Source organism: Arthrobacter sp. 05T420 (assembly GCF_056396305.1).
Window position 1 is genome coordinate 84,493 of sequence record NZ_JBFTLG010000006.1, and the last position, 23,484, is coordinate 107,976.

Genomic DNA, 23,484 nt, shown 5'->3' on the forward strand with positions numbered 1-23,484 from the left:
TGACCTTTGCTCGGCTCGCTAGGATTTCACGTCAACTCTAACCGTGTGGAAACCGGTGGCTCCGTTGGGCGCGACGGGTGTGGACTCTTCGACCTGCGGCACAGCATCAAGGGCCGTGGCCCGGACCTGGACCTCGTACTGTCCTGGCGTCAGGGGCAGCGCCAGCTTCCACTGGTACCACGTGTCCTTGGAGATGCCCGGCGCCAGCTCGGCCTGGTGCCAATCGCCGCGGTTGACGCGCAGCTCCACTTTGCCGATGCCGGTGTGCTGGTCCCACGCGACGCCGCCGAACACCACGGTCCCGGCCGTCACGCTGCTGCCGTCGCGCGGCACGTCGATGCGGGACGAGGTCTTGATGGGCCCGCGCTCGCTCCAGCCGCGCGGCGTCCAATAGGCGACGTCGTCCGCGTAACGGGTCACTTTCAGCTCGGTGACCCATTTTGTGGCCGAGACGTAGCCGTACAGCCCAGGCACGATCAGCCGGACAGGAAATCCGTGTTCCAGCGGGAGCGGTTCACCGTTCATTCCCACCACCAGCAGGGCGTCGCGGCTGTCCGTGAGGGCCTCGAGCGGCGTCCCGGCCGTCCAGCCGTCCGTGCTGCGGGAGAGCACCATGTCCGCCCCGGCCTTGGGGCCGGCCATGGCGAGCAGTTCGCGCACCGGCCACCCAAGCCAGCGGGCGTTGCCGATCAGGTCCCCGCCCACCTCGTTGGAGACGCAGGCGATGGTCACGTGCCGTTCCGTCAGGGGCTTGGCCAGGAGGGTGGCGAAGTCGAGCTCGATCTCGCGCTCCACCAGGCCCGTGACCTTCAGGGTCCATTCCGCCGGATCCACCAGTGGGACCCGCAGGGCAGTGTCGATCCGGTAGAACTGCCTGTTCGGCGTCACGAGCGGACTCAGCCCAGCCAACTGTATTTCAGCTCCCGCCGGTATGGGCGGCGCGGGAGCGGCCGGCCTCGGGAGGACCAGCTTGCTGCGCACGTCACTGACGACGGCGGCTGCTCCCCTGAGCGTGGAGGCGAGCACACCGGCGACGGCGGCGACTGCTGCGGTCCCGCCCAGGGCCAGCAGGAACCGGCGGCGGGCGGGCCCGGTTTCATTGGCTGTCGGTTGAGCAGGCTGCGCGGCGGAGGGTGCCTCCTGCACGACAGACTGCGGCACGGCTGGCTGCGGTGCGGCGGAGGGGGCCTCCTGCACGACAGGCTGCACGGCTGGCTGCGGTGCGGCGGAGGGTGCCTCCTGCACGACAGGCTGCACGGCGTCTTGGGCATTTGACTGGTCGGTGTCCGGCGCGGGCACGTCGGCCGCCACCGGCTGCCATTCCAACAGTTTCCGGATGAGCCACCGCAGCAGCGCGATTCCCACGAGTGCCACGAGCACCGGGACGGGGATGGCGTTGGCGGTCAGGTCGGCCCGGCTCAGGACGGCCACGAGGCCTACCGCGCCGAACACCGCAATGAGAATCACGCCGGCGAAGCGGCGCCGCACCTCGAGGACACCGGCCAAGGCCGCGAGTGCGGCGATGACCAGCGCCATGCCGACCAGGAGGGCCACCTTGTCTGCCGTGCCGAACACGGAGATAACCCACTCTTTGACCCCCGGCGGGACGGCGTCGATCACGGCCCCGCCCACGGCTGTCACTGGAGAAACCGTGGGGCTCACCAGGCTGGCCGCGAGCTCACCGAGCACCACGGCCGTGCCGACGGCCACCAGACCGGCCACGGCGGCCCACAAGTCCCGCTCACGTCGTTGCCGCGTGGGTGATTGTTGACTGCGCGGTTGTTGGGTGCGCGGTTGTCGGGTGCGCGGTTCCTGGGTGGGCTGTTGCCGGGTCCAGCCTCGCTGCCCCTGCGCGCCCCCTTGTTCGTGGTCCTTGCCCGCGATTGTCTCGTCCATGTCCTTCCCCTGCCCGTCAAAGCCAACGCCGCTGCTCACTGTGCCCGTCCCGCCCGGAGTTGTTCGTCCGCGGCATCGCGCGCAATCCGGTCCTGCGCTCGCTCCGCGGTTGCTCGCTCTGCAGCCGATCCTGCTGCAGTTGCTCGCTCTGCAGCCGCCACCTCGGCGCCTAGCGCGTCCGCAGGTGATGCCTCACCGCCAGGTCCCTGGCCAGGAAGCAGTAGCGAGAACCGGCATCCGCCGTCGACGTTTTCCACGGTGACGGTGCCCTGATGGGCGCTGACTATTCCGGCGACAATGCTCAGGCCAAGCCCGGCGCCGCTGTAGCGCATGGCGCCTGCCGTCTCAGCCATCCCGGGCACCAGGTTGCCGTCGTCCGGGCCGCCGCCGTCCACCCCGGTCCCGCCGTCCCCGCCGTCCCCGGCGGCCCAACGGCCGGGCCGTCTCCGGGCCGGGTCCTTTTGCCAGCCGGTCTCGAACACGTGTGGGAGATCTGCCTCTGGGATCCCGCCGCAGCCGTCGGTGACCGCGACGACGGCCCTGTCCCCTTCCCTGCCGACTTCCACCGTGACGCGGGAACCGGGCGCGCTATGGACGATCGCGTTGAGCACAACGTTCCGGATGGCGCGTCCCATCGAAGGGCCGTCGGCGAGAGCCAGGCTTTCCCGCCGTCCGCCGCCGTCGAGCGTGACGCCGTGCTGCTGCGCCAGCGCGGCGAGATCGGCAATGGCGTCGCTGGCGAGGTCGTACAGGTCCAGCGGTTCGGCCTTGAGCCGCATGGTTCCGGCGTGGATCTTCGACAGCTCCAGGAGGTCGTTGACCATGCCGGCCATGAGGTCCGTCTGGGCGATGATCTTGCGGTAATAGCCGGGGACGTCCGCCGCCATGCCGTCCTCCAGGGCTTCGGTCATGGCCCGCATGCTGGCCAGCGGCGTCCGGAGATCGTGCGAGATCCAGCTGACAAGTTCGCGGCGGGCGTTCTCGACGGCGGCCTCACGCTGCCGGGATGCCTCCAGCATGCGGCTGCTGGATTCGAGCTCGGCGGCGAGGGTGGCAAGTTCGTGGCTCATCACCGGGGACTGGATCCCAGGACTCTCGCCGCGGCCGATGCTCCGGGCGGCGTCGGCCAGCGCCTTCGCGTTCCGAGAAACCCTTGATCCGAGCACGAGGGCGATCGAAACAGCCACCGCCGAGGCCACGGCCAGGACGTACCACATGACCTCGAGATCCCGTGCCGAGATGAACATGGCGTTGAAGGCGCTGACCATTCCGGCCGTCAGGACCGCCACGGCGGAGAGCACCACTACGCAGATCTGGACCGCGAACGATGCCCTGCGCAGCGATTTCAGGATGAGCAGCGACGCAGCCCCAATCACGGCTCCCCACGCCAGGGCCCAGCCGATGATGGTCAGGAGCTCAGAGGTCTGCACCGGCGGACTCTTCCTCGTCGCTGGGGTCCAGCCGGTAGCCCACGCCCCAAACCGTTTTCAGCACGGAGGGGCGGGTGGGGTCGTCCTCGATCTTCTCCCGCAGCCTGCGCACGTGCACCGTCACCGTAGACAGATCCCCGTAGTCCCAGCCCCAGACGGCCTTCATGAGTTCCTCGCGGCTAAAGACCTGCCGGGGGCGGCGGAGCATGAAGGCCAGCAGGTCAAATTCCCGGGCAGTCAGTGCCAAGGGCCTGCCATGGCGGGAGACGGTGCGCGCGGCCGGGCTGAGGTCGAATCCGCCCACTTCGACGGAGGGCTCCGGGCTGAATTCAGGAACGCTCCGGCGCAGGACCGACCGGACCCGCAGTACCAGCTCACGCGGCGAGAAGGGTTTGGTGACGTAGTCGTCCGCGCCGGCTTCCAGGCCAAGGATGCGGTCGTCCTCCGTCCCGAGGGCTGTGAGCATGATGACCGGGACACTGTGTGCGGCACGGAGCCGGCGGCAGACTTCCACGCCGTCCAGGCCCGGCAGCATCCGGTCCAGCAGCACCAGGTCCGGGCGGCGTTCGTCCGCGAGGCGCAGGGCGGTGAAGCCATCGGCGGCGAGGACCACCTGGAATCCCGCCTGGACGAGGTAGTCGCGGACCACACCGGCAATGGTCGGCTCGTCTTCGACAAGGAGGATGCGCCGGTGTTCCGTTGCGTCCGCGGCCGGCTGGGTGTTGTTCACGCTTCCAGCATAGGTTCGCGGCCGCGCCGCGGGCAGGGCTCCGGATCCCGGCGGGACATCCTTCCCGAACACGTAATATCCGTGCCGGCATGCGGCTGTGACGTGGGCCGCGAGGTGGCGTAGCCTGACTCTATGACAGTTCAACTGGGGATGCCCCAGCCCCGCGTGGCAGGCAGTCCCCGAACGGGGATGCCTCCTGCGCCCGCACTGTCCGGGCGCCCGGACGGCGTGCCTGCCGGGCTCGTGGACCGCTACGGCCGGCGTGCCACGGACATGCGGCTCTCGCTGACGGACAAGTGCAACCTGCGCTGCACCTATTGCATGCCCGCCGAGGGCCTGGAGTGGTTGTCCAAGCAGGCGGTGATGTCCGCGGAGGAAATCGTCCGGATCGTGCGGATCGGCGTCGACACGCTCGGTGTGCGTGAATTGCGGCTGACCGGCGGCGAGCCGCTGGTGCGCGCGGACCTGCTGGAGATCATCGCCGCGCTCCGCCAGGCCCACCCCGGGCTGCCGATCTCGATGACCACCAACGGCGTGGGCCTGGACAAGAAGGCCGCCCGACTCAAGGCCGCTGGACTCACCAGGATCAACGTCTCGCTGGATTCCCTGCACGAGGAGACCTTCACCCAGCTGACCCGCCGCCCCTTCCTGAACAAGGTCCTCGCCGGCGTCGACGCCGCCTGGGCTGCAGGCCTGGGCCCCGTCAAGCTCAACGCCGTTCTCATGCGCGGGATCAACGACACCGAATCGCCGGCCCTGCTGGCCTGGGCACTGGGCCGCGGCTATGAACTGCGCTTCATCGAGCAGATGCCGCTGGACGCTGACCACGGCTGGACCCGACGGAACATGGTCACCGCCGCGGAGATCCGCGAACTGCTCTCCACCGATTACGTGCTCAGTTCCGACCCGCGGGACCGCGACGGCGCCCCTGCCGAACGGTTCGAGGTCCGTGCCCGGGTTCCCGGCACCGACCGGGCCACCGGCCCCGTGCTCGGCACGGTGGGCATCATCGCCTCCGTCACGGAGCCGTTCTGCTCAGACTGCCGCCGGACGCGCATCACGGCCGAGGGCAAGATCATGAGCTGCCTGTTCTCGCGCGAGGAAGTGGACCTTTTGGGGCTGCTGCGCGAGGGCGCCAGCGATGAACAGCTCGCCGAACGCTGGCAGGATGCGATGTGGATCAAGCCCAAGGCCCACGGCATGGACCATGTGGGGCTCGACGCCCCCGACTTCGTCCAGCCGGACCGCAGCATGAGCGCCATCGGAGGCTGATTTTTTCGTGAACGTACGCTACTTCGCTGCAGCGCGCGCTGCCGCCGGCGTGGATGAGGAACATTACGAGCTCGCCGACGGCGACACCCTCGCCTCCCTGCTCGAGGCGGTCCTCGCCGTCGAGCGCCCCGAACCGCCGGCCGGGACGCCGCCGCTGGCCCGCATCCTGTCCCGCTCCAGCTTCCTGCTCAACGAAGTTGCCGTGCGTGACCACGCCGCGGCGCTCAAGCCGGCCGACGTCGTGGACGTCCTGCCGCCGTTCGCCGGCGGTTAGCCGCAGCATGGCCGGCGGCGTGAAGCCGGTGTGTCGGGTCCAGAAGTTCTGGCGTATCGCAGTTACCTGGCCGGTCCTAGAGTGTGGAGTATCCGCCGCAGCGGGCAACGAACACCACTGAGGAGGGCAGCATGTTCACCTTGCAGATCGAACATAGGATCAAGGATTTCGCCACGTGGAAGGCGTTCGACCGTGATCCGGCGAACCGCGCGGCGTCGGGCCTCACCGCGTACCGCATCAACCAACCCGTGGACGACCCCCACTCTGTGGTTGTTGAGTTGGATTTCGAGCAGCGTGAGCAGGCGGAGGCCTTGTTAGCCAATCTTCAGGCGAAGCTCTGGAACTCCGCCGAGGCCGCCCCCACCCTTGAGGGAACTCCGAAGACCCGGATCCTTCAGGCCGCCCCCTAAAACCTCACGCCGGTACGGCAGCGCCCTCGGCGACCCGCCGGCACACGGTGGTCATGAGGGTGGTGAAGTCACTCGCCGTGCCCAGGCGGAGACCGGCGGTGTGCGTCAGTTCGCCGTCGTCCACCCGGAAGGTGTGCCGTGCGGTGCCGCGGTCGCTGCGCCGCTCCACGGTCAAGGTGTCCCCTTCCATGCTGGCGCGCGCCGGTGCCTCGGGCGGCAGTCCCAGGCTGTTGACGTGGTACCAGAGGGTCTCCGGGTGGTCGGGGTCCGTCGTGAAAACACCATGGCCTTCGGAGCGGGTCCCGTCCGCATCCGTATGCCGGTAGCTCTGGGTGACGGCACGCCCTGCAGCCGCCGGGGAAAAGATGACCTCGGTATCCGCGCTGCGCGCCGGACCCCACGCGGTTGACTCCCAATGCGTGGTCCCCGTCCAATGGCCCAGGAAGGCCTCAAGCGCCTCGCATGCATTCCCTGGCAGTGGCCGGTGCACAGTTTCTCCCATGTGGAGTTCCTCCCGAGTGGCCCCGCCACCATCATGACGCCGCGCCTACTGTGGTGTAAATACCGGCCGCACGCCAGCCGGCCGTGCCCAGCCCGGCGTGAGCACGGCCCCTGCTAAGAAATTGGCCAGTGCAGAAATTGCCCCGGCGAACTACCTACAGCCCAAACGTCTCGGTTTCCTCGAACGGGCCCACCACCGTGACGGTCCGCGGGGCTGCCGCGAGCTCACGGGCGAGCTCCTGGACCTCCGACGCTGTGACGGCCTTGATCTGGCGGAGGGTTTCATCGATGTCCTGGTACTCGCCGGAGACCAGTTCCGCCCGGCCCAGCCGGGACATCCGGGAACCGGTGTCCTCAAGCGCCAGCACGATTCCGCCGCACAGCTGGCCCACTGCCTTGCGGAGCTCCTCGTCTGAGATGCCGTCTGCTGCCAGCTTGTCCAGTTCGGCGCCGAGCAGGTCGATGACCTGCCGGACCTTCGACGGTGTGCAGCCGGCGTACATGCCGAAATAGCCGGCGTCGGCGTAGGAGGAGGCGAAGGAGTAGGTCGAGTACACGAGGCCGCGCTTTTCCCTGACTTCCTGGAAGAGCCGGGAGGACATGCCGCCGCCGAGGACTGCGTTGAGCACGCTCATGACAAACCGGCGGTCGTCCGTGGCGACCAGCGAGGGGCAACCCATGATGATGTTGGCCTGTTCCACCGGCCGCTTGACCACATGCAGGCCGGCCGTGCCGGTGATGGCCGCACGTTCAGTGGAGCGGCGCTGCACGGGGGCGGCAGCGGCCTCAAGGTTCCAGCCCGCGGAGTGCAGGGCATCCACCACGAGCCGGCAGACGACGTCGTGGTCGAGCCCGCCGGCCGCGGTGATCACGAGCTCGTCGGGACGGTAGTAGCGGCGGTAGTGGTCCCACACCGAGTCGCGCGCCACGGCCCGGATCGCTGCGGGGGTACCGCCGATGGGGCGGCCCAGCGGGTGCGTTCCCAGCACGGCGGCAACGAAGTTCTCGTGCGCGACGTCAGTGGGGTCGTCGCTGTCCATGGCGATTTCCTCGAGGATGACGTCCCGCTCCTGCTCCATCTCCTGAGGGTCCAGGACGGCGCCGGTGATCATGTCCGCGATGACGTCGATCGCCATGGGAAGGTCCGAGTCCAGCACGCGGGCGAAGTAGCAGGTGCTCTCCTTCGCGGTGGCTGCGTTCGATTCCCCGCCGACCTCGTCGAAGGCCGAGGCGATCTCCAGTGCGGTGCGGCGCTTGGTGCCCTTGAAGAGCAGATGCTCCAAAAAGTGCGTGGAGCCGTGCTGGCCGGGGGCTTCGTCGCGGGAGCCGACCCCGACCCAGAAACCGATCGTTGCGGAGCGCTGGCCGGGCATCGCTTCGGTCAGCACGCGGACACCGCCGGGCAGGACCGAGCGACGCACTTCCGAGCCGCCGTCGGCTCCGTGGATCAGGGTGTCAGCGTGCTGGTTCTGCTCTAGCGGCAGGGGGACGACAGTCATCGAGGCCTTTCATTGAACACGTGCCAAATCTGCCTGCAATCCTACCTTTAACAGCAGCGGGGCCGGTGGATGATCCACCGGCCCCGCTGTTTCACTCAGGAGAGACTACTCTGCGGCGTCCGCGGAGACCTCAGCGTTGTCTACGTTCTCGGAGCCTGCCTCGTCAGCCACAACGGGCGACAGGGAAAGCTTTCCGCGGTCATCGATCTTGGTGATTTCCACCTGGATCTTCTGGCCCACGGCGACGACGTCCTCGACGTTGTCAACGCGCTTGCCGCCGGCGATCTTGCGCAGCTCGGAGATGTGCAGGAGGCCGTCCTTGCCCGGGGTCAGGGAAACGAAGGCGCCGAAGGTGGTGGTCTTGACGACCGTGCCCAGGTAGCGCTCACCGATTTCCGGGATCTGCGGGTTGGCGATGGCGTTGATCGCGGACCGTGCTGCGTCGGCAGACGGGCCGTTGGTGGCGCCGATGTAGACAGTTCCGTCGTCCTCGATCGAGATGTCGGCTCCGGTGTCTTCCTGGATCTGGTTGATCATCTTGCCCTTCGGGCCGATGACCTCGCCGATCTTGTCTACCGGGATCTTGACCGCGATGACGCGCGGCGCGAACTCGGAGAGCTCGTCCGGGGTGTCGATCGCGGAGTTCAGGACGTCCAGGATGTGCAGGCGCGCTTCGCGGGCCTGCTTCAGGGCGGCGGCCAGGACCGAGGCCGGAATGCCGTCGAGCTTCGTGTCCAGCTGGATGGCCGTGACGAACTCGGCGGTACCGGCAACCTTGAAGTCCATGTCGCCGAAGGCATCTTCGGCGCCGAGGATATCGGTCAGGGCGGCGTAGCGGGTCTGGCCGTCGACCTGGTCAGAGACCAGGCCCATGGCGATACCGGCAACGGCAGCCTTCAACGGCACGCCAGCGTTGAGCAGGGACAGCGTGGAGGCGCAGACGGAACCCATCGACGTCGAACCGTTGGAGCTGAGGGCCTCAGACACCTGGCGGATGGCGTAGGGGAATTCCTCGCGTGACGGCAGCACCGGCATGATGGCGCGCTCTGCGAGGGCACCGTGGCCGATTTCGCGGCGCTTCGGGGAACCGACGCGGCCGGTCTCGCCGGTGGAGTACGGCGGGAAGTTGTAGTTGTGCATGTAGCGCTTGCGCGTCACGGGAGACAGCGAGTCGATCTGCTGTTCCATCTTGAGCATGTTCAGCGTGGTGACACCCATGATCTGGGTCTCGCCGCGTTCGAAGATGGCCGAGCCATGGACGCGGGGCAGAACCTCAACCTCGGCGGTGAGCTGGCGGATGTCCGTCAAGCCACGGCCGTCGATGCGGATCTGGTCCTTGAGGATGCGCTGGCGCACAACCTGCTTGGTGACGGAGCGGAACGCTGCGGACAGCTCCTTCTCGCGGCCTTCGAACTGGCCGGCCAGGGAAGAGGTGACCTCTTCCTTGAGCTCGTCCGATGCGGTGTCGCGTTCCTGCTTGTCGGCGATCTGGAAGACAGCAGCCAGCTTCTCGGCGGCAGCGGACTCCACAGCGGCGTAGACGTCGTCCTGGTAGTCCAGGAAGACAGGGAACTCGACGGTCGGCTTGGCGGCGCGGGCTGCCAGGTCGGACTGAGCTTCGCAAAGGGCCTTGATGAACGGCTTGGCAGCCTCGAGGCCTTCGGAGACAACCTCTTCGGTCGGGGCGGTGGCGCCCTGTTCCTTGATGAGGTTCCAGGAGTTGTCGGTGGCTTCGGCTTCAACCATCATGATGGCGACGTCGTCACCGGCGATGCGGCCGGCGACGACCATGTTGAAGACAGCGTTCTCCAGCTGGGAGTGCTTCGGGAACGCAACCCACTGCGAGCCGTTCTCGTCAGCGACGAGGGCAACGCGGACGCCGCCGATCGGGCCGGAGAAGGGCAGGCCGGAAAGCTGGGTGGACATCGAGGACGCGTTGATCGCGACGACGTCGTAGAGCTCGTCCGGGTTGATGGACAGCACGGTAACGACGATCTGGACCTCGTTGCGCAGGCCCTTGACGAACGCGGGGCGCAGCGGGCGGTCCATGAGGCGGCAGGCCAGGATGGCTTCCGTGGAGGGACGGCCTTCGCGGCGGAAGAACGAGCCCGGGATGCGGCCGGCGGCGTACATACGCTCTTCGACGTCGACGGTCAGCGGGAAGAAGTCGAAACCTTCACGCGGGTGCTTGCCGGCGGTGGTTGCGGACAGCAGCGCGGTCTCTTCGTCGATGTAGACCATCGCTGCGCCGGCTGCCTGCTTGGCGAGGCGGCCGGTTTCAAAGCGGATTACACGCTTGCCGAAGCGGCCATTGTCAATGACTGCTTCTGAGAACTGGATTTCGGGACCCTCCATAGAGAGTCACCTCCGTTTCATGGTTCACGGAGCCCAGCCGCATCAACCCAGTCCAGCATCTGTCTACTGGCCTGCACTGCACCCGGTCATCGATCGAGACCCACGGGCCGGGCCTCATTCCTTGAGGCCGTTCCCGGGGATCACTACCGAGGACCGCGAATGCGTGATGCGGTTGATCCTCCTGTTTAGTTTTTTCCTGAAGAGGGCGGCCCTTTCCGGTCCGGAAGGGGCCGCCCCTTAAAGCTGACTAGCGACGCAGGCCGAGGCGCTCGATGAGCTTACGGTAGCGGGTGATGTCAGTGTTCTTGAGGTAGGTGAGCATGCGCTTGCGACGACCAACCATGGCCAGCAGACCGCGCTGGGTGTGGTAATCGTGCTTGTGCTCCTTCATGTGCTCAGTGAGATCCTTGATCCGCTGAGTCAGGACTGCAACCTGGACCTCCGGCGAACCGGTGTCGCCCTCGGACGTTGCGAAATCCTTGATGATGGACTGCTTTACAGCGGCTTCAAGTGCCACAATAACTCCTAGAGATGTGCCGTGAGGCCCGAATCAGTAATGCACTGCCGGGGGTGTTGCCCCGGGATCCCTCGCCGAAGCCTGGTTTCCCGTACACAACAGGAGCCAGCCGCCACGGACTGCAGCCGGATCCAACGTTCAGTTTAGTGGCACGTCCGCGGTCTTGTCGAAACCGCCGGCCGCGTCGGTTGCCGCGCGGGTTGCCGCGCCGCCTGCCTCGCCGTCTACTGCACCGTCTATCTGCGGCGGACCCGGTGTTCCGCTTTCCCGGCCCGAAAGCAGCTCGCGGATGGCGGCGACGCCCCGGTACACCTCCGCAAAGGAGGTGCTCAGCGGCGACAGCCCGATCCTGATGCCCTGCGGGGCGCGGAAATCGGGAATCACGTCCTGATCCCACAAGGTGGCCGTCATTGCACGGAACGCAGGGTGGTCCACCGTCACGTGGCTGCCGCGCAGGGCCGGGTCACGCGGGGTGGACAGCTGCACCCCGGCCGGTGCGAGCCAGGCGTCGAAGAGTTCGAGGGCAAAGGCCGTGAGCTGCTGTGACTTCTCCCGGAGGGCGGCCATCCCGGCTTCCTCGATCAGGTCCAGGGTGCCGCGCATGGCAAGCATCCCGAAGATGGCCGGGGTGCCGCTGAGGAAGCCCCGGATGCCGGGAGCGGCCTCGTAGCCGGGACCCATTTCGAACGCGTCCTTGCGTCCCATCCAGCCCCAGATCGGCTGCTGCAGTTCGGCCAGGTGCCTCTTGTTGACGTAGGCGAACGCGGGCGAGCCCGGTCCCCCGTTCAGGTACTTGTACGTGCAGCCGGCCGCGAAGTCGACGTCGGCGTCGTCCAAGGCGATCTCCACCGACCCGGCCGAGTGGCACAGGTCCCACACCACCAGGGCACCGGCGTCGTGGACTGCCGCGGTGATGGCCGGCAGGTCCGCGAGGAAGCCGGAGCGGTAGGCGATCTGACTCAGGACCACGACGGCGGTGGCCGGGCCCGTGGCGGCCCGCACCTGCTCGACGGTGACACCGGAGGCGGGATCGGCGTCGATCCAACGCAGGGTCAGGCCTTCTTCGCGGGCGATGCCCTCCACCAGGTAGCGGTCGGTGGGGAAATTGTCCGTGTCCAGGACGATTTCCGTCCGTGCCGGATCCGTCACGGCTGCCAGGGCGGCGCGGATGAGCTTGTAGAGCACCACGGTGGTGGAATCGGCAATGATGGTCTGTCCCGGCGCCGCGCCGAGCACCGAGCGGCCGAGCTGGTCGCCGATGGCCTGGGGCAGTTCGAGCCATTCCTCATCCCAGCCCCGGATCAGGCGGCCGCCCCAGCTGTCCTGGATAAAGCTGCTGATGTCGGTGACGGTCCGCTTGAGGGGCCGGCCCAGGGAGTTGCCGTCCAGGTAGGACAGGTCCGTGTCCGTGCCGACGAAGTGGTCACGGTAGCCGGCCAGCGGATCGGCGGCGTCGAGATCCCGGGCGCGCTGCCGCAGGGTGTCCGTTGCGTCGTTGGCGGCGGGGATGTTCACTGGCCGATCTCCGTCCGCACGGCGAAGAGCTCGGGGAAGAAGGTCAGTTCGAGGGCCTTCTGCAGGAACGCGGCACCGCTGGATCCGCCAGTGCCGGATTTCATCCCGATGGTGCGCTGGACGGTGCGAAGGTGGCGGAAACGCCACAGCTGGAAATTGTCCTCGAGGTCCACGAGTTCCTCGCATGCTTCATACGCGCCCCAGTTGTCGGCGGCGTTCTCGTAGATGTACTTGAACACCGGAACCAGTCCCGGGCAGAACTCGTGCGCCTTGGTGACGTCGCGCTCCAGCAGGGAGGCCGGGACATCAAAGCCCTGGCGCTTGAGATAGGCGAGGAAATCGTCATAGATGCTGGGAGCGTTGAGCAGTTCGCGCAGCATCTCATGGGCCTCGGGGTCCGATTCGAAGACCGGAAGCATCTTGGCGTTCTTGTTGCCGAGGATGAACTCGACCGCACGGTACTGGCTGGACTGGAATCCGGACGAGTTGCCCAGGAAGCCGCGGAACTGGGAGTACTCGGTAGGCGTCAGGGTGGCCAGCACGGACCACTGCTCGGTGAGCGTCTTCTGGATGTGCTTGACCCGGGCGATCGCCTTCAGGGCGGACCCCAGATCGTCCGAGCGCAGCCACGCGGCGGCGCTGCGGAGTTCATGCAGTACCAGCTTCAACCACAGCTCCGTGGTCTGGTGCTGGATGATGAACAGCATCTCGTCGTGGTGTTCCGGAGCGCTGACCGGCTGCTGGGCGCTGAGCAGCGTGGGCAACTGCAGGTACGACGCGTAGCTCATCCGCGCACTGAAATCCCGGACAATGTCCTGGTCCAGTTCCCTCGTGTTTTTCTCGATGGTCACGTCTCTTGCCTTCCTTGCCGCATGGCTGCAAATCAGCGCGCGGGTTCAGTGAGTCAGAACGCCGTCAGCGCGGGGGCCGACGCCGGTCCGGCCGGGTTCTCAGCGGGCGAACAGGATGTCGTGGGCCTGGACGACGTCCAGGCGCATCTGGTCCACCAAAGCCTCCGCCCCACGGTACGCCACCATGCCGCGGAGCCTGGAGACAAATTCGACCACAACTGTCTGGTCGTACAGATCGAAGTCGTCGGCGGACTCTTCCGGGCGGTCGATCACATGGGCCTCGACCTGACGGCTCACGCCGTCGAACGTGGGGTTGGATCCAACGGAGATGGCGGCGGGCCAGCGGGTGCCCTCCTGGTCCACAAGCCAGCCGGCATAGATCCCGTCCGCGGGAATGTAGCCGCTGGCGGTAGAGGCGAGGTTTGCAGTGGGGAAGCCGAGGTCGCGGCCGCGTGCGGCGCCGTGCACCACTTCGCCGCGCATCCGGTGCGGCCGGCCGAGCACCGCAGCGGCGGTGGCGACGTCGCCAGCGCGCAGGGCCTCGCGCACCCAGGTGGACGAGCAGCGGCGGTCCATTCCGTCGTCGTCGTGGATGGGGAAGCCTTCAGAGCCGAACTCGCTGATGACCAGCACCTCGAAACCGAGCTTCCGCCCCAGTTCCTGCATGGTGGAGAGGTCCCCGGAATTGCCGCGGCCGAACCGGGCGTCGTGGCCGATCACCACATGGCTCGCTTTCAGGCCGTCCACCAGAACCGTGGCGACAAACTCTTCAGGGGTCAGGCTGGCGAGTTCCATCGAGTACTTCATCACCAGCACGGCATCGAGGCCGAGCTCGCCCAAGGCCACGAGCTTGTCCTCCAGGCCCATGATCAGCTCGGGGGCCGACTCGGGACGGTGCACTTGCGCGGGGTGCGGATCGAAGGTGATCGCGACGGCGCGGGCGTGGTTCAATCGGGCCGTGCGGATCAGTTGCGACAGCACCTGCTGGTGGCCGCGGTGCACGCCGTCGAAATTGCCGAAAGTGACAACCGAAGGACCAAAGTCCGCCGGGACTTCGGACAGATCGTTCCAAATGTGGACCATCAACCTCGCCTTTTGCTGCCTGCCATGAACTCCCCCGGAGCGACCGTGCCGGCCCCGGAACTCTCTAAGATTACCCGCATTCCGGCCCGCCCCCGGACGGTTCTCGGGTCCCGGAGCGAGCCTTCCACGGCCTGATCCGCAGGACTACGATTCAATGGCACTAGTTCGGCGGCGTCCATGCAGACGCCGTTTCCCGCTATGCCCGCGGCTGCGCAGGGCTGAAGGAGTACGACCATGACAGAGCCCCAAGACATCATCGGCCAGATCCCGATGGACCAGATTGCCGGCATGCTGGGCACTGACGAACCCACAGCCCGCGCCGCAGTAGAGGCCGCCGTGCCCACGCTCCTCGCCGGTATGCATAATAATGCGCAGGCCCCTGACGGTGCTGCGTCACTCGAGTCGGCCCTGGGCCAGCACCAGGATGGACTGATCGACGGGGGCGTCGACGTCGGTCAGGTGGACACGGCCGACGGCGAGAAGATCGTCAATCACGTCTTTGGCGGCCAGCAGGATCAGGTGGCCAGCCAACTCGCCGGGACTGGACAACTGGGCGGCGCCGGAAGCGACCTGGTCCGCAAACTGCTGCCCATCCTGGCGCCAATCGTCATGTCCTATCTGGCGAAGAAATTTCTCGGCGGAAACCAGGCAGGGGCTGGTTCCCAGACCGAAGCCGGCGCTCCGGCCGATTCCGGTCAGGGCGGCGGAATGGACCTCGGCGGCGTACTAGGCGGGATCCTCGGTGGAATGGTCGGCGGCCAGGGCGGCGCCGCGGGTCAGGGCGGACCGGGGGGACAAGACGCACAAGGCGGCTTGGGCAGCCTTGGCGATATCCTCGGCGGCCTGTTCGGGAAGAAGTAGGCGATTCGCCCCTGGGTTCGTAGCGGATGATGGGAACAGCCTGCTATCTCCCGAGCAGTAGCCTCCGCTGGCTGTCCCGGACAGCGCGACTGCGCCAATTCCGCCAGTTCAGCAGCGCAGCGGCAAGGATAAGCGGGACGTGGATGGCGGGCAGCCTTCTTGCGAACCATCGCGGCAGGTAGATGTCCGTGACGGAGCCGTTTCTGTCGCCGAGGTCCTGGGCGACAGCGGTCAGCGGGCAGTGGAATCCGTTGGCGGCAAAGATCAGGGTTTCGCCCGCAACCACGACGGCGGCAACGCCCGTCTTCCGGTCGGCGCGGCCCCTGACTCCGGTGTACAGGACGTAGGCCATGCAGGCCTCGATCGTGAACCAGGCAATGGTGTGAATCGACTTCACTACTCGAAGCAGCAGACGGCGATGGTCCATGTCTCCAGCCTAGTCATTGGGCCATGCGTGCACAGCGGGCCCTTGGTTCAGAGGAATTCGGTCCGGGCCCGCCTCAGGTCCGTGGCTCCTGCCCGGTAGGGGCCACGAGGCGGAGGGCCCGACGCCAGCGCATGCGTTAGTCGAGACGCTCAGGCAGACGAGGCGGAACGGTCGGACGCGGCGCAGGGTCACTCGAGGCGGAAGTAGATATTCCTGCGGGGCGTCCGGGCGGGATCGATGTGTGGCGGCGGGATGAACCAGGGGACGCCGGATTTGAGCCGGACGGTCCAGTGTTCCTTGTGGATCACGTGGTGGTGATGGGAACAGAGCAGGGTGCCGTTGTCCGTGCCGGTGGTCCCGCCGCGGGACCAGTACGTGATGTGGTGGGCCTCGCACCACGGCGCGGGGATGGTGCATTGCGGGAAGGCGCAGCCTTGGTCCCGGGCTGTGATGGCCTTGCGGACATGCGGCGGGAACACCCGGGAGGCGCGGCCGATGTCGAGGACCCGCCCCTCGCCGCCGAGGAGGACCGGGATGATGTCGGCGTCGCAGGCGAGTTTGCGCACGGTGGAGGCGGTGATGGGACCGGTGAACGTCAGCGATCCGGTGCCCTCGTGGCGGGGTCCCGTGCCCTCGAGCCGGCTGAGGAGGTCGCGGTAGTCGATGGTGGCCATGACCTGGGGCCGGAGTCCGCCGGCCGCGGGCAGCCCGCCGGTGGCGAGTGCGGCCTTGCAGGCGCCGACCAGGCCGTCGAGCAGCAGTTGCGGCCGGGAGCGCTGGTCGAGCAGGGCAGCTGCACCGGCGTCGCCGAAGGCGGCGCCCGCGTCGGCGCCCACGCCGGCGCTCATGGCGGCCGCAGCCGAGACCTCGGGCGCTCCCATACCTGTGTCCCCCGCCGCGCTCCCGCCGGCGTCCGAGTCCGTGGTGGCGTTGGCAGCCTGCTCTGTGCCGTCTCGGGTGTCCGCCCGCGCACCGGTTCCCTCTCCGGTGGCTGGTCCGCTGCGGGGGTTGGTGGCGGTGTTCATGACCGTGATCAGGTGTTCGAACTGGTCGGGGGTGGCGAAGATTTCCAGGTGGTGCAATCCGTGCCGGGGTTTGCGGATGAACGCGCCCTGGATCCGGCGCAGCAGTTCCTCGGAGGGTTCGGCGCCGTCCTGGTCCAGGGCGTCGGTCCATCGCCGGGCCATCCGCGCCAGGAAGTCGGCGTCGTTATCGATCGCCGTCAGGATCAGGGCGTGTTCCATCGTGGCCGCGGCCTCGGGGCGGCAGGTGTGCCGGACCCGGTCCAGGGCGAGCGTGATGACGGTAGCGGCGCGGGACGCGATGGTACCCGACGCGACGGCAGCGGCGAGCTCCTCCCGCACCGGCGGTTCGATGTGGCCGCCAGCACCTGCGCGGGGCAGCAGCTCGGCGGCCAGCGTGAGCCGGCGCCGGGCTTCGGCGGCGCTGATCCGCAGCCGGTCCCGCAGGAACTCGGTGGCGTTCCGGCAGCCGTCGTCTGCGGCCGACAGGGCACCCGGCCCGGCCAAGCCACTGCGGGAGTCTGCCCAGGCGTCGGAACCGCCGTCAGTCCCGGCGTCAGTCCCGGCAGCAGTCCCCGCTCCAGTTTCGTCTCCAGTTCTGGTACCGGATCCGGTGTCTGGTTCATGTGTCCAGCCGGTGAGCCAGCCCGCGGGCGCCACCGCGTCCGGACTCTGGCCCGCGGCGGCCGGCCAGGTCCCGGCGGATTGCTTACGGGTTCGGTCCACCGCGCCGGCGGCTACGAGCTGCAGGTACTCCAGCGTGCGGGACATGTCCTCCACGCTGCCGGCGAAGTCCGCGGCCTCCAACAGGCCAAACCGCTCCGCTTCAGCGCATACCGTCCGGCTGGCAGATTGCAGCATGGCCAGCGCTGAGTCCACGGCGTCGCCGACAGCGAGGTCCGCTGTGCCTGTGTTATTGCCCATTCCTGGGCCACGCGCCGTGCCAGGCACAGCGCCGACCGATCCAACATTCGCCGCGCCATTCACGGCATCGCCCGCTGCACCGACTGCGCCGGCAACGGCAGCCAGCCGGTGCGGCCGGGAGCAAACCACCGGATCGGCCCACACGGCCTGATCCGGTATGAACTCACCAATGGCTTCCATAGCTAAACTCTGCCAGAGGGGTACGACAGAAATAATGGACCCGGTTCCGCCGGGCCATGACGCCTGGCCGTGACGCCGGCCCAGGCTGCCACGGCGGCTTTGACGTGGGTTGGGTCGCGGAGTGACTCCGTGTACCGAGGATTTCGGGTCGCGAGGTTCGGTCGAGGAATTTGGCCGCGGGGCTCCAAGAATTTGGTAGACGGCGCCGGCCGCCACCCACCGCGCGTAACACTGCGTACGCTGCCCGCCCTCCTACGGACCGGCGCGTGGCAAGCTGTAGGGATGGACAGCACAGCCGCGCCCCAAGCCGGGGAACCATCCTTTGCACCACCGCTGCCGGGCAATCCGCACCACCATTTGGGTCCACGCGATCCCGGTGACGCCTGGGTCGAGGGCGACCGCGGACGCTTCTGGGGTCGGTTTGGTTCCGCCGGGCTGCTGGTCCACGACGCCGCAAAGGGGATCCTCCTCCAACACCGCGCCTTGTGGAGCCATCAAGGTGGCACCTGGGGCCTCCCCGGAGGCGCCCTGCACCAAGGGGAAGAGGCCATCCACGGGGCGCTGCGGGAAGCACGCGAAGAAGCCGCCGTCCCCCCGGAAAACGTCCGCGTCCTGTTCACGTCGGTGTTCGACGTCGGCTACTGGTCCTACACCACGGTGGTTGCCGAAGCACTGGAGCCCTTCGAGGCCGCCATCAGTGATCCGGAAAGCCTCGACCTGCAATGGGTGGGGATTGACGCCGTCGGCAGCAAGGAACTGCACCCGGGCTTCGCGGCCGCCTGGCCCGGACTGCGAAGCAGGCTCACGGAGGCCCGGCGTAACGCCGGCCAGGCGTAACCAGCCCGGCGTAACGGGCACGGTCCACCCAGCCGCGTGTCCGGGTCGGGCCCCAGGACGGAGAAGCCTCGGTGCGAGCCCCGGACGCGCAGCCCGCCTAGTGTTGCCGGGGCGCGGGCCGCCGGCGATACAGCCAGATGAGCCCGAGAATAGGCAGCAGGAGCGGGATGAATCCGTAGCCGCGGCCGAACAAGGACCACACCGTCTCGTGCGGGAAGTTCACAGAGTCGAAGACGCTCAGTGCCCCCACCACGAGGACGCCCACAAGCTCCACCAGGACTGCTGCCACGGATACCTTGAACGCGGTGCGGCCCGGTTTCGCGAGGGAAACGGTGGCCACGACATAGACGGCTGCGGCGAAGGCTGACAGCAGGTACGCCAGCGGCGCTTCGGAAAACTTGGTGAGGATCTGGTAGCCGGCCCGGGCCGTCGCCGAAATCGCGAACACGGCATAGACAGCAATAAGCAGCCGTCCCGGCCCAGTATTGCGGGTGTCGGTCGCCGGCGGCGCAGTTTGGGCAGCCCCGGTCGCAGCCGCTCCAGCCGGGGCTCCAGTCGCCGACGCCCCAGTTTCCGCCGGAGCAGTTTCCGTGGAGCCCGCGGCTGCCTGTCGGGCATCCGCTGCCCCGGTGATGCCGGAGGCCGGCCCCGCCGGGGTGTTCGTGCCATCCTGCGAGGATTTTGCGTTCACGTTTTCTGCCTCTTCCATCTCAATACCAGATCTGGTTCATGCGGGCTGCCATCACCAGGGCGGTGACGCCGACGGCGGCCAGGACGAAGTTGCTCCAGCGGGTCCGCTCCAGGATGGACCAGTACACGGCGCCGATCGGGAGGATCAGCGCCGTGGCCAGATAGCCCCAGAACTCCCAGGACTCCCCCGCGATGCGCTCCCCGCTGGCCACCCGGACAATCGATCCCACCAGATACACCAGGAGGGCAAGTTCGACGGCGGCCACCGACAGGATCGTCGTGTCGTTGGGTGCCTTCTTCAGGAGGCCCGCGGCGGCGCAGATAATGCTGGAGAGCAGGCCCACCACAAGAATGATGTAGAAATACGCGTCCACTACTGGTCGGCCTGCTTTTCACTGGAGCGCTTTTCGTTGTCGGGCGCGAACACCAGGACAGGCTTGGCGTAGCTTCCCGCGTCGGCCAGGAGCGCCACGAGCGTCCCGTCCGGCGCGAACGCCGCTGCCGGCTTGTCCGCGGTCGCTGCCTCCGGCGTGCCGGCCGCGGCTCCTGCGGCGACCCTCCGGCCGAAAGAAATCTCGGTGGTCTCCGCCTCGCTGAGTTCACGGTTCGGCATCAGCGCCCGGGCCGCGTCCGAGATCTCCAGGACGTCCAGCTTTTCCGCCAATTGCTCAAGGGTGTGTGCTTGGTCCAGGGTGTACGGGCCCACCTGCGTCCTGCGCAGTGCAGTCAGGTGCCCGCCGACGCCGAGAGCGTCACCGAGGTCGCGGGCGAGGGCACGGATATAGGTGCCGGAAGAGCACTCCACCGTGACATCTACGTCCAGGGCTTCCCTGTCTGCCTCGGCCTCGCGCACGAAGCGGACCTGGTGGACTTCAAAGCGGTGGATCGTCACGGGCCGGGCCGCGAGCTTGACCTCTTCACCGGACCGGACCCGGGCGTAGGCGCGTTCGCCGTTGACCTTGATGGCGCTGACACTGCTGGGAACCTGTTCGATTTCCCCGGTCAGTGCGGCGACGCCGGCGCGGACGGCGTCTTCGGTGACCCCAGCGGCGCTGCGGGTGGCGGTGACCTCGCCTTCGGCGTCGTCCGTCACGGTGGATTCGCCGAGCCTGATGGTGGCGGTGTAGGTCTTGGAGGTGCCGACGATGTAGGTCAGCAGCCGGGTGGCTTTGTTGATGCCCACCACAAGAACGCCGGTGGCCATCGGATCAAGTGTCCCGGCGTGGCCGACCTTTCGGGTACCGGCGATCCGCCGCATCCGTCCAACCACATCGTGGCTGGTCCAGCCTTGCGGCTTGTCCACTATCACCAGTCCAGAAAGCACGCCTCCCAGTATATGCGGGCCAGCCCTGCCCTACTGCCCACGGCCCTCACAGCCCACCGTGGACGCCGGGCGTTAGGATGGCACACATGCCCGAGCTTGCCGCACATGTCCGCGACGTCCCGATCAACCAGATCCGCGAGATCACCGAAGCCGCGTGGGGAACGCCGGGTGCAATCGTGCTCAGTATCGGGGAGCCGGGCTTTGCGGTACCCCGCCACGTCCTCGAGGCCGGGATGGCCTGCCTTGACCGGGACGAGACCAACTACACACCGAACGCCGGAATCCCGGCACTGCGGGAGGCCTTCGCAGCCCGTTTCAGTGAACACAACGCGACGCCGGTCGGCGCCGAGCGCGTCTACGTGGTCGACGGCGCCCAGCAGGGCCTGCACTTCGCCATGAGCCTGTTGCTCTCCCCCGGCGATGAGATCCTCATTCCCAACCCCGGCTACCCCACTTTCGCGATGACCAGCAGCCTGCTGCATGCCGTTCCCGTCCGCTATCCGCTGTACCCGGAGCACGATTTCCAGCCGCGGATTGAGGACATCGAGGCGCTCATCACGCCGCGAACCAAGGTGTTGATCCTGAATTCTCCATCCAACCCGCTTGGCGCGGTCCTGGGCGAGGACCTGACCCGCCGCCTCGTGGAGCTGGCGCGGCGGCGCGATCTGTGGATTATCTCCGACGAATGCTACGAGGCGTTCACCTACGATGTCCCCCACGTCAGCCCGGCCAGCTTCGACAGCGACGTTCCGGGCGAAGCGCGCGTGTTCACCTCTCTCACGCTCTCCAAGACGTACGGGCTGACGGGTCTGCGCATCGGCGCGCTGATCTGCCCGCCCGGGCTGGAGCAGAAAATGAACAACGTGATGGAGTCGATCGTGTCCTGCGTGGCCTCGCCGTCGCAGTATGCCGCGCTGGCGGCGTTGACCGGTCCGCAGGACTATGTCAGCAACGCCCACGCCCACTACCGGGCCAACCGCGACGCGGCCTCGGCGGTACTGCGCTCCCACGGCATCCCCTACCTCGCGGCCCAAGGTGCCTTCTACCTTTGGGCGGACGTCTCCCACGCCAGCGGCGGGGATGTCCGGGCCTGGACCCGACGCTTCCTGGCGGATTCCGGCGTGGCCTTCGCCCCCGGCACGGCGTTTGGCTCCATCGGCGAAGGCTGGATCCGCATTGCGCTCTGCGGTAACCAGGCGGACCTTGAGGAGGGCCTTGGCCGCCTTCCGGCCCGCGTAGCCGGCAGCTGACCGCGCCGGGACCACCGGCCCTGTTGCCGGCACCTCTGGAGCCATAGCCTAATCACACGGTGCTCCCAGCCGACCTGGTTATCCTGACTTCGGGCTGTCCTGGCTCGCCCGGGCGCCCTGGAATTCCAGCCAAGGGGGTACATCGTGTGGTGGCAAGACCTGCTGTGGGGCTTCTGGAATGGGCTGACGGCGTGGATCGTCCTGATCGCCCATGTCTTCGGGGCCTGGAGCGAGTTCCCGTTCTACAACTCCGCCCGCGCCGGGAACTGGTACGACTTCGGTTTCCTCCTCGGCGCAGGATCGCCCGTGCTGGGCGGCTTGGGCGTCGGGCGCTCTCGGCGCCGCTAGCGCATTTCGAGAAGGCATTTCGCGGCAATGTTTCTCCCGCACACTGCCATGATCTGCCCTCTCGGCGGCATCTGCCCGGTGGTCACCCCGGACTTGCCGCCAATGCCTCGTCGAGCCAGCTGCGGAGGGCCGCGGCCGGCGGCGCGCCAGCCTGACGGGCCGCGACCGTCCCCTTCTTGATGACAAGCAACGTTGGGATGGCCTGGATATCGAACCGCCGGGACAAGCCCGGTGAGATGTCGACGTCGACCTTCACGAGCTTGAACTTCCCGGCCCGTTCCTGCGCCAGCTTGTCCGCACCGGGCTGACCATGCGGCATGGCCCGCACCAAGCCGGCCAGAAATCGACCAGAACCGGGACCGAAGACTGCTCCGCAACAACCGGGAAGTCGGCGTCTGACGCCGACACGATCCAGGGGAGGACCTTCCCTCAATTGCCGCAACGCGGGTGCCCGGCAGCGGCCGCAGGAATCCGGTTGGTCTTCCCGCAGTTCTGGCATTTGATCAGGCTGGATGCCACGACACTCCGGCGCCCTTGCGCATACCCGCAGTCATGGTTCCATGGGACTCCCCTGCCCATGAACGGGCCAAGGGTCGAAGGTCCCCGGATGCGGAAACAGCAGGGGCCGGATCCGTTTCCGGTTCCGGCCCCTGCTGTGGAAGGCACACTTACTTGTTGCGGTCCTCGTCGATCGCGTCGGTGTCGATGAGGTCGATGTCCTCTTCGTCGAAGTCGTCCTCGTCGAGCTCCACGTCCTGGGGCGTGTCACTCTTGTAAGGATCGGCTTCCCCGGCGTGCGTGGCGCTTTCGGCCAGCGCCGCCACCTCGGCGTCGCGCTTCTTGGCGGCGCGGAGCAGTTCCTCGAGGTTCGAGGCGTTGACGGGGATCTGGTCGGCCACGAACTCGAGCGTCGGGGTCAGCCGCACGGTGATGTTCCGGCCTACTTCCTGCCGCAGCACGCCCTTGGCCTTCTCGAGCCCCTTGGCGGCATCGGCCTGTGCCACTTCATCACCGAAGACGGTGTAGTAAACAGTCGCGTGCTGCAGGTCGTTGGTCACCCGCGAGTCGGTCACGGTGACGCCCTCCAGACGGGGATCCTTCACCCTCCGGCCCAGCGCCTCGGCAACGACAACCTTAATCCGCTGCGCCAACTTGGCAGCCCGTGCGGGATCAGCCATTTCCACTCCTAAAAATTTGGATGTACGACGGCGCCGGAACGGTGGCCGCACAACTGTTGGGTTTTGATGCCACGCCCCTAAGGCGAGTCTACGACGGACTCCCGTTGGGT

General features: G+C 67.5%; 23 protein-coding genes and 1 pseudogene. 7 read left to right on the forward strand and 17 right to left on the reverse strand.

Annotation, left to right across the window (positions count from 1 at the left end; genetic code table 11):
- Positions 1–18 precede the first annotated feature (18 nt).
- Genes AC1DEM_RS07745 through AC1DEM_RS07755 form a run of 3 tightly spaced genes read right to left on the reverse strand, consistent with a single transcriptional unit; the run spans position 19 to position 4,056 of the window.
- A complete protein-coding gene (locus AC1DEM_RS07745; RefSeq protein WP_476883922.1) occupies positions 19–1,896 on the reverse strand; it encodes a molybdopterin-dependent oxidoreductase in 1,878 nt (625 codons plus the stop codon).
- A 35-nt stretch (positions 1,897–1,931) separates the two neighbouring features.
- Positions 1,932–3,326: a sensor histidine kinase gene (locus AC1DEM_RS07750; protein WP_476883923.1), complete on the reverse strand. Its 1,395-nt coding sequence runs from the start codon at positions 3,324–3,326 to the stop codon at positions 1,932–1,934.
- Positions 3,313–4,056 carry a response regulator transcription factor gene (locus AC1DEM_RS07755; protein WP_476883924.1) on the reverse strand — a complete coding sequence of 248 codons (744 nt, stop codon included), beginning with the start codon at positions 4,054–4,056 and terminating at the stop codon, positions 3,313–3,315. Before AC1DEM_RS07755 ends, AC1DEM_RS07750 begins: the two co-directional genes overlap by 14 nt.
- Before the next feature lie 132 nt (positions 4,057–4,188).
- On the opposite strand from AC1DEM_RS07755, the gene moaA reads away from it, so the two are divergent.
- From moaA to AC1DEM_RS07770, 3 genes are all read left to right on the forward strand, one after another.
- Positions 4,189–5,328: a GTP 3',8-cyclase MoaA gene (moaA, locus tag AC1DEM_RS07760; protein ID WP_476883925.1), complete on the forward strand. Its 1,140-nt coding sequence runs from the start codon at positions 4,189–4,191 to the stop codon at positions 5,326–5,328.
- A 7-nt stretch (positions 5,329–5,335) separates the two neighbouring features.
- The gene (locus AC1DEM_RS07765) at positions 5,336–5,602 is read left to right on the forward strand and encodes a MoaD/ThiS family protein (RefSeq protein WP_476883926.1); all 267 of its coding nucleotides are present in this window, start codon (positions 5,336–5,338) and stop codon (positions 5,600–5,602) included.
- A 131-nt stretch (positions 5,603–5,733) separates the two neighbouring features.
- Complete coding sequence (locus AC1DEM_RS07770; RefSeq protein ID WP_476883927.1) at positions 5,734–6,012, forward strand: hypothetical protein; 279 nt, start codon at positions 5,734–5,736, stop codon at positions 6,010–6,012.
- Positions 6,013–6,016: 4 nt separating this feature from the next.
- Here AC1DEM_RS07770 and AC1DEM_RS07775 read toward each other — a convergent pair whose 3' ends face one another.
- The 7 genes from AC1DEM_RS07775 to AC1DEM_RS07805 all read right to left on the reverse strand — a co-directional run bounded on the left by AC1DEM_RS07775 (position 6,017) and on the right by AC1DEM_RS07805 (position 14,333).
- A complete protein-coding gene (locus AC1DEM_RS07775) occupies positions 6,017–6,514 on the reverse strand; it encodes a DUF1579 domain-containing protein (protein ID WP_476883928.1) in 498 nt (165 codons plus the stop codon).
- Between the two features lie 154 nt (positions 6,515–6,668).
- Entirely contained in the window at positions 6,669–8,012 is a 1,344-nt protein-coding gene (locus AC1DEM_RS07780) for a M16 family metallopeptidase (RefSeq protein WP_476883929.1), read from the reverse strand.
- A gap of 105 nt (positions 8,013–8,117) precedes the next feature.
- Positions 8,118–10,367 (reverse strand): polyribonucleotide nucleotidyltransferase, encoded by a 2,250-nt coding sequence (locus tag AC1DEM_RS07785; protein ID WP_476883930.1) that lies wholly within the window; start codon positions 10,365–10,367, stop codon positions 8,118–8,120.
- Between the two features lie 247 nt (positions 10,368–10,614).
- Complete coding sequence (gene rpsO / locus AC1DEM_RS07790) at positions 10,615–10,884, reverse strand: 30S ribosomal protein S15 (protein WP_018774485.1); 270 nt, start codon at positions 10,882–10,884, stop codon at positions 10,615–10,617.
- 138 nt (positions 10,885–11,022) lie between these two features.
- Positions 11,023–12,399 (reverse strand): kynureninase, encoded by a 1,377-nt coding sequence (gene kynU, locus AC1DEM_RS07795; protein WP_476883931.1) that lies wholly within the window; start codon positions 12,397–12,399, stop codon positions 11,023–11,025.
- A complete protein-coding gene (gene kynA / locus AC1DEM_RS07800; RefSeq protein ID WP_476883932.1) occupies positions 12,396–13,250 on the reverse strand; it encodes a tryptophan 2,3-dioxygenase in 855 nt (284 codons plus the stop codon). The genes kynU and kynA overlap by 4 nt, the downstream gene beginning before the upstream one ends.
- 99 nt (positions 13,251–13,349) lie before the next feature.
- Positions 13,350–14,333 carry a bifunctional riboflavin kinase/FAD synthetase gene (locus tag AC1DEM_RS07805; RefSeq protein WP_476883933.1) on the reverse strand — a complete coding sequence of 328 codons (984 nt, stop codon included), beginning with the start codon at positions 14,331–14,333 and terminating at the stop codon, positions 13,350–13,352.
- A gap of 234 nt (positions 14,334–14,567) precedes the next feature.
- On the opposite strand from AC1DEM_RS07805, the gene AC1DEM_RS07810 reads away from it, so the two are divergent.
- Positions 14,568–15,194 (forward strand): DUF937 domain-containing protein, encoded by a 627-nt coding sequence (locus AC1DEM_RS07810; protein ID WP_476883934.1) that lies wholly within the window; start codon positions 14,568–14,570, stop codon positions 15,192–15,194.
- Positions 15,195–15,237: 43 nt separating this feature from the next.
- Here the strand turns inward: AC1DEM_RS07810 and AC1DEM_RS07815 are convergent, their stop codons facing one another.
- Together AC1DEM_RS07815 and AC1DEM_RS07820 are read right to left on the reverse strand one after the other, a co-directional pair.
- A complete protein-coding gene (locus tag AC1DEM_RS07815) occupies positions 15,238–15,621 on the reverse strand; it encodes a hypothetical protein (protein ID WP_476883935.1) in 384 nt (127 codons plus the stop codon).
- Between the two features lie 188 nt (positions 15,622–15,809).
- Positions 15,810–17,567 carry a DUF222 domain-containing protein gene (locus AC1DEM_RS07820; protein WP_476883936.1) on the reverse strand — a complete coding sequence of 586 codons (1,758 nt, stop codon included), beginning with the start codon at positions 17,565–17,567 and terminating at the stop codon, positions 15,810–15,812.
- A 462-nt stretch (positions 17,568–18,029) separates the two neighbouring features.
- Here AC1DEM_RS07820 and AC1DEM_RS07825 point away from each other — a divergent pair, with 462 nt between their 5' ends.
- Positions 18,030–18,584 (forward strand): NUDIX domain-containing protein, encoded by a 555-nt coding sequence (locus AC1DEM_RS07825; RefSeq protein WP_476883937.1) that lies wholly within the window; start codon positions 18,030–18,032, stop codon positions 18,582–18,584.
- A 97-nt stretch (positions 18,585–18,681) separates the two neighbouring features.
- Here AC1DEM_RS07825 and AC1DEM_RS07830 read toward each other — a convergent pair whose 3' ends face one another.
- From AC1DEM_RS07830 to truB, 3 genes are all read right to left on the reverse strand, one after another.
- Positions 18,682–19,218, reverse strand: a complete 537-nt coding sequence (locus AC1DEM_RS07830; RefSeq protein WP_476884030.1) for a hypothetical protein — start codon at positions 19,216–19,218, stop codon at positions 18,682–18,684.
- A 76-nt stretch (positions 19,219–19,294) separates the two neighbouring features.
- Positions 19,295–19,648, reverse strand: coding sequence for a hypothetical protein (locus tag AC1DEM_RS07835; protein ID WP_476883938.1), 354 nt, complete (start codon positions 19,646–19,648; stop codon positions 19,295–19,297).
- Positions 19,648–20,598: a tRNA pseudouridine(55) synthase TruB gene (gene truB, locus AC1DEM_RS07840; RefSeq protein ID WP_476883939.1), complete on the reverse strand. Its 951-nt coding sequence runs from the start codon at positions 20,596–20,598 to the stop codon at positions 19,648–19,650. Before truB ends, AC1DEM_RS07835 begins: the two co-directional genes overlap by 1 nt.
- An 86-nt stretch (positions 20,599–20,684) precedes the next feature.
- On the opposite strand from truB, the gene AC1DEM_RS07845 reads away from it, so the two are divergent.
- Together AC1DEM_RS07845 and AC1DEM_RS07850 are read left to right on the forward strand one after the other, a co-directional pair.
- Positions 20,685–21,848 carry a pyridoxal phosphate-dependent aminotransferase gene (locus AC1DEM_RS07845; RefSeq protein ID WP_476883940.1) on the forward strand — a complete coding sequence of 388 codons (1,164 nt, stop codon included), beginning with the start codon at positions 20,685–20,687 and terminating at the stop codon, positions 21,846–21,848.
- 144 nt (positions 21,849–21,992) lie between these two features.
- Complete coding sequence (locus AC1DEM_RS07850) at positions 21,993–22,196, forward strand: hypothetical protein (protein WP_377988345.1); 204 nt, start codon at positions 21,993–21,995, stop codon at positions 22,194–22,196.
- A gap of 82 nt (positions 22,197–22,278) precedes the next feature.
- Here AC1DEM_RS07850 and trxA read toward each other — a convergent pair.
- Both trxA and rbfA read right to left on the reverse strand, forming a co-directional pair.
- A pseudogene (gene trxA, locus AC1DEM_RS07855) lies at positions 22,279–22,715 on the reverse strand (thioredoxin).
- Between the two features lie 149 nt (positions 22,716–22,864).
- A complete protein-coding gene (gene rbfA / locus AC1DEM_RS07860) occupies positions 22,865–23,374 on the reverse strand; it encodes a 30S ribosome-binding factor RbfA (RefSeq protein ID WP_476883941.1) in 510 nt (169 codons plus the stop codon).
- Between the last annotated feature and the right edge of the window lie 110 nt (positions 23,375–23,484).

Excerpts from the sequence above, each read along its gene's own strand:
- rbfA (WP_476883941.1), bottom strand. The coding sequence starts at position 23,374 with ATGGCTGATCCCGCACGGGCTGCCAAGTTGGCGCAGCGGATTAAGGTT.
- AC1DEM_RS07785 (WP_476883930.1), bottom strand. The coding sequence starts at position 10,367 with ATGGAGGGTCCCGAAATCCAGTTCTCAGAAGCAGTCATTGACAATGGC.
- AC1DEM_RS07770 (WP_476883927.1), top strand. The coding sequence starts at position 5,734 with ATGTTCACCTTGCAGATCGAACATAGGATCAAGGATTTCGCCACGTGG.
- AC1DEM_RS07780 (WP_476883929.1), bottom strand. The coding sequence starts at position 8,012 with ATGACTGTCGTCCCCCTGCCGCTAGAGCAGAACCAGCACGCTGACACC.
- AC1DEM_RS07745 (WP_476883922.1), bottom strand. The coding sequence starts at position 1,896 with ATGGACGAGACAATCGCGGGCAAGGACCACGAACAAGGGGGCGCGCAG.
- AC1DEM_RS07775 (WP_476883928.1), bottom strand. The coding sequence starts at position 6,514 with ATGGGAGAAACTGTGCACCGGCCACTGCCAGGGAATGCATGCGAGGCG.
- AC1DEM_RS07845 (WP_476883940.1), top strand. The coding sequence starts at position 20,685 with ATGCCCGAGCTTGCCGCACATGTCCGCGACGTCCCGATCAACCAGATC.
- AC1DEM_RS07810 (WP_476883934.1), top strand. The coding sequence starts at position 14,568 with ATGACAGAGCCCCAAGACATCATCGGCCAGATCCCGATGGACCAGATT.
- AC1DEM_RS07815 (WP_476883935.1), bottom strand. The coding sequence starts at position 15,621 with ATGGACCATCGCCGTCTGCTGCTTCGAGTAGTGAAGTCGATTCACACC.
- AC1DEM_RS07805 (WP_476883933.1), bottom strand. The coding sequence starts at position 14,333 with ATGGTCCACATTTGGAACGATCTGTCCGAAGTCCCGGCGGACTTTGGT.
- moaA (WP_476883925.1), top strand. The coding sequence starts at position 4,189 with ATGACAGTTCAACTGGGGATGCCCCAGCCCCGCGTGGCAGGCAGTCCC.
- AC1DEM_RS07820 (WP_476883936.1), bottom strand. The coding sequence starts at position 17,567 with ATGGGCAATAACACAGGCACAGCGGACCTCGCTGTCGGCGACGCCGTG.
- AC1DEM_RS07825 (WP_476883937.1), top strand. The coding sequence starts at position 18,030 with ATGGACAGCACAGCCGCGCCCCAAGCCGGGGAACCATCCTTTGCACCA.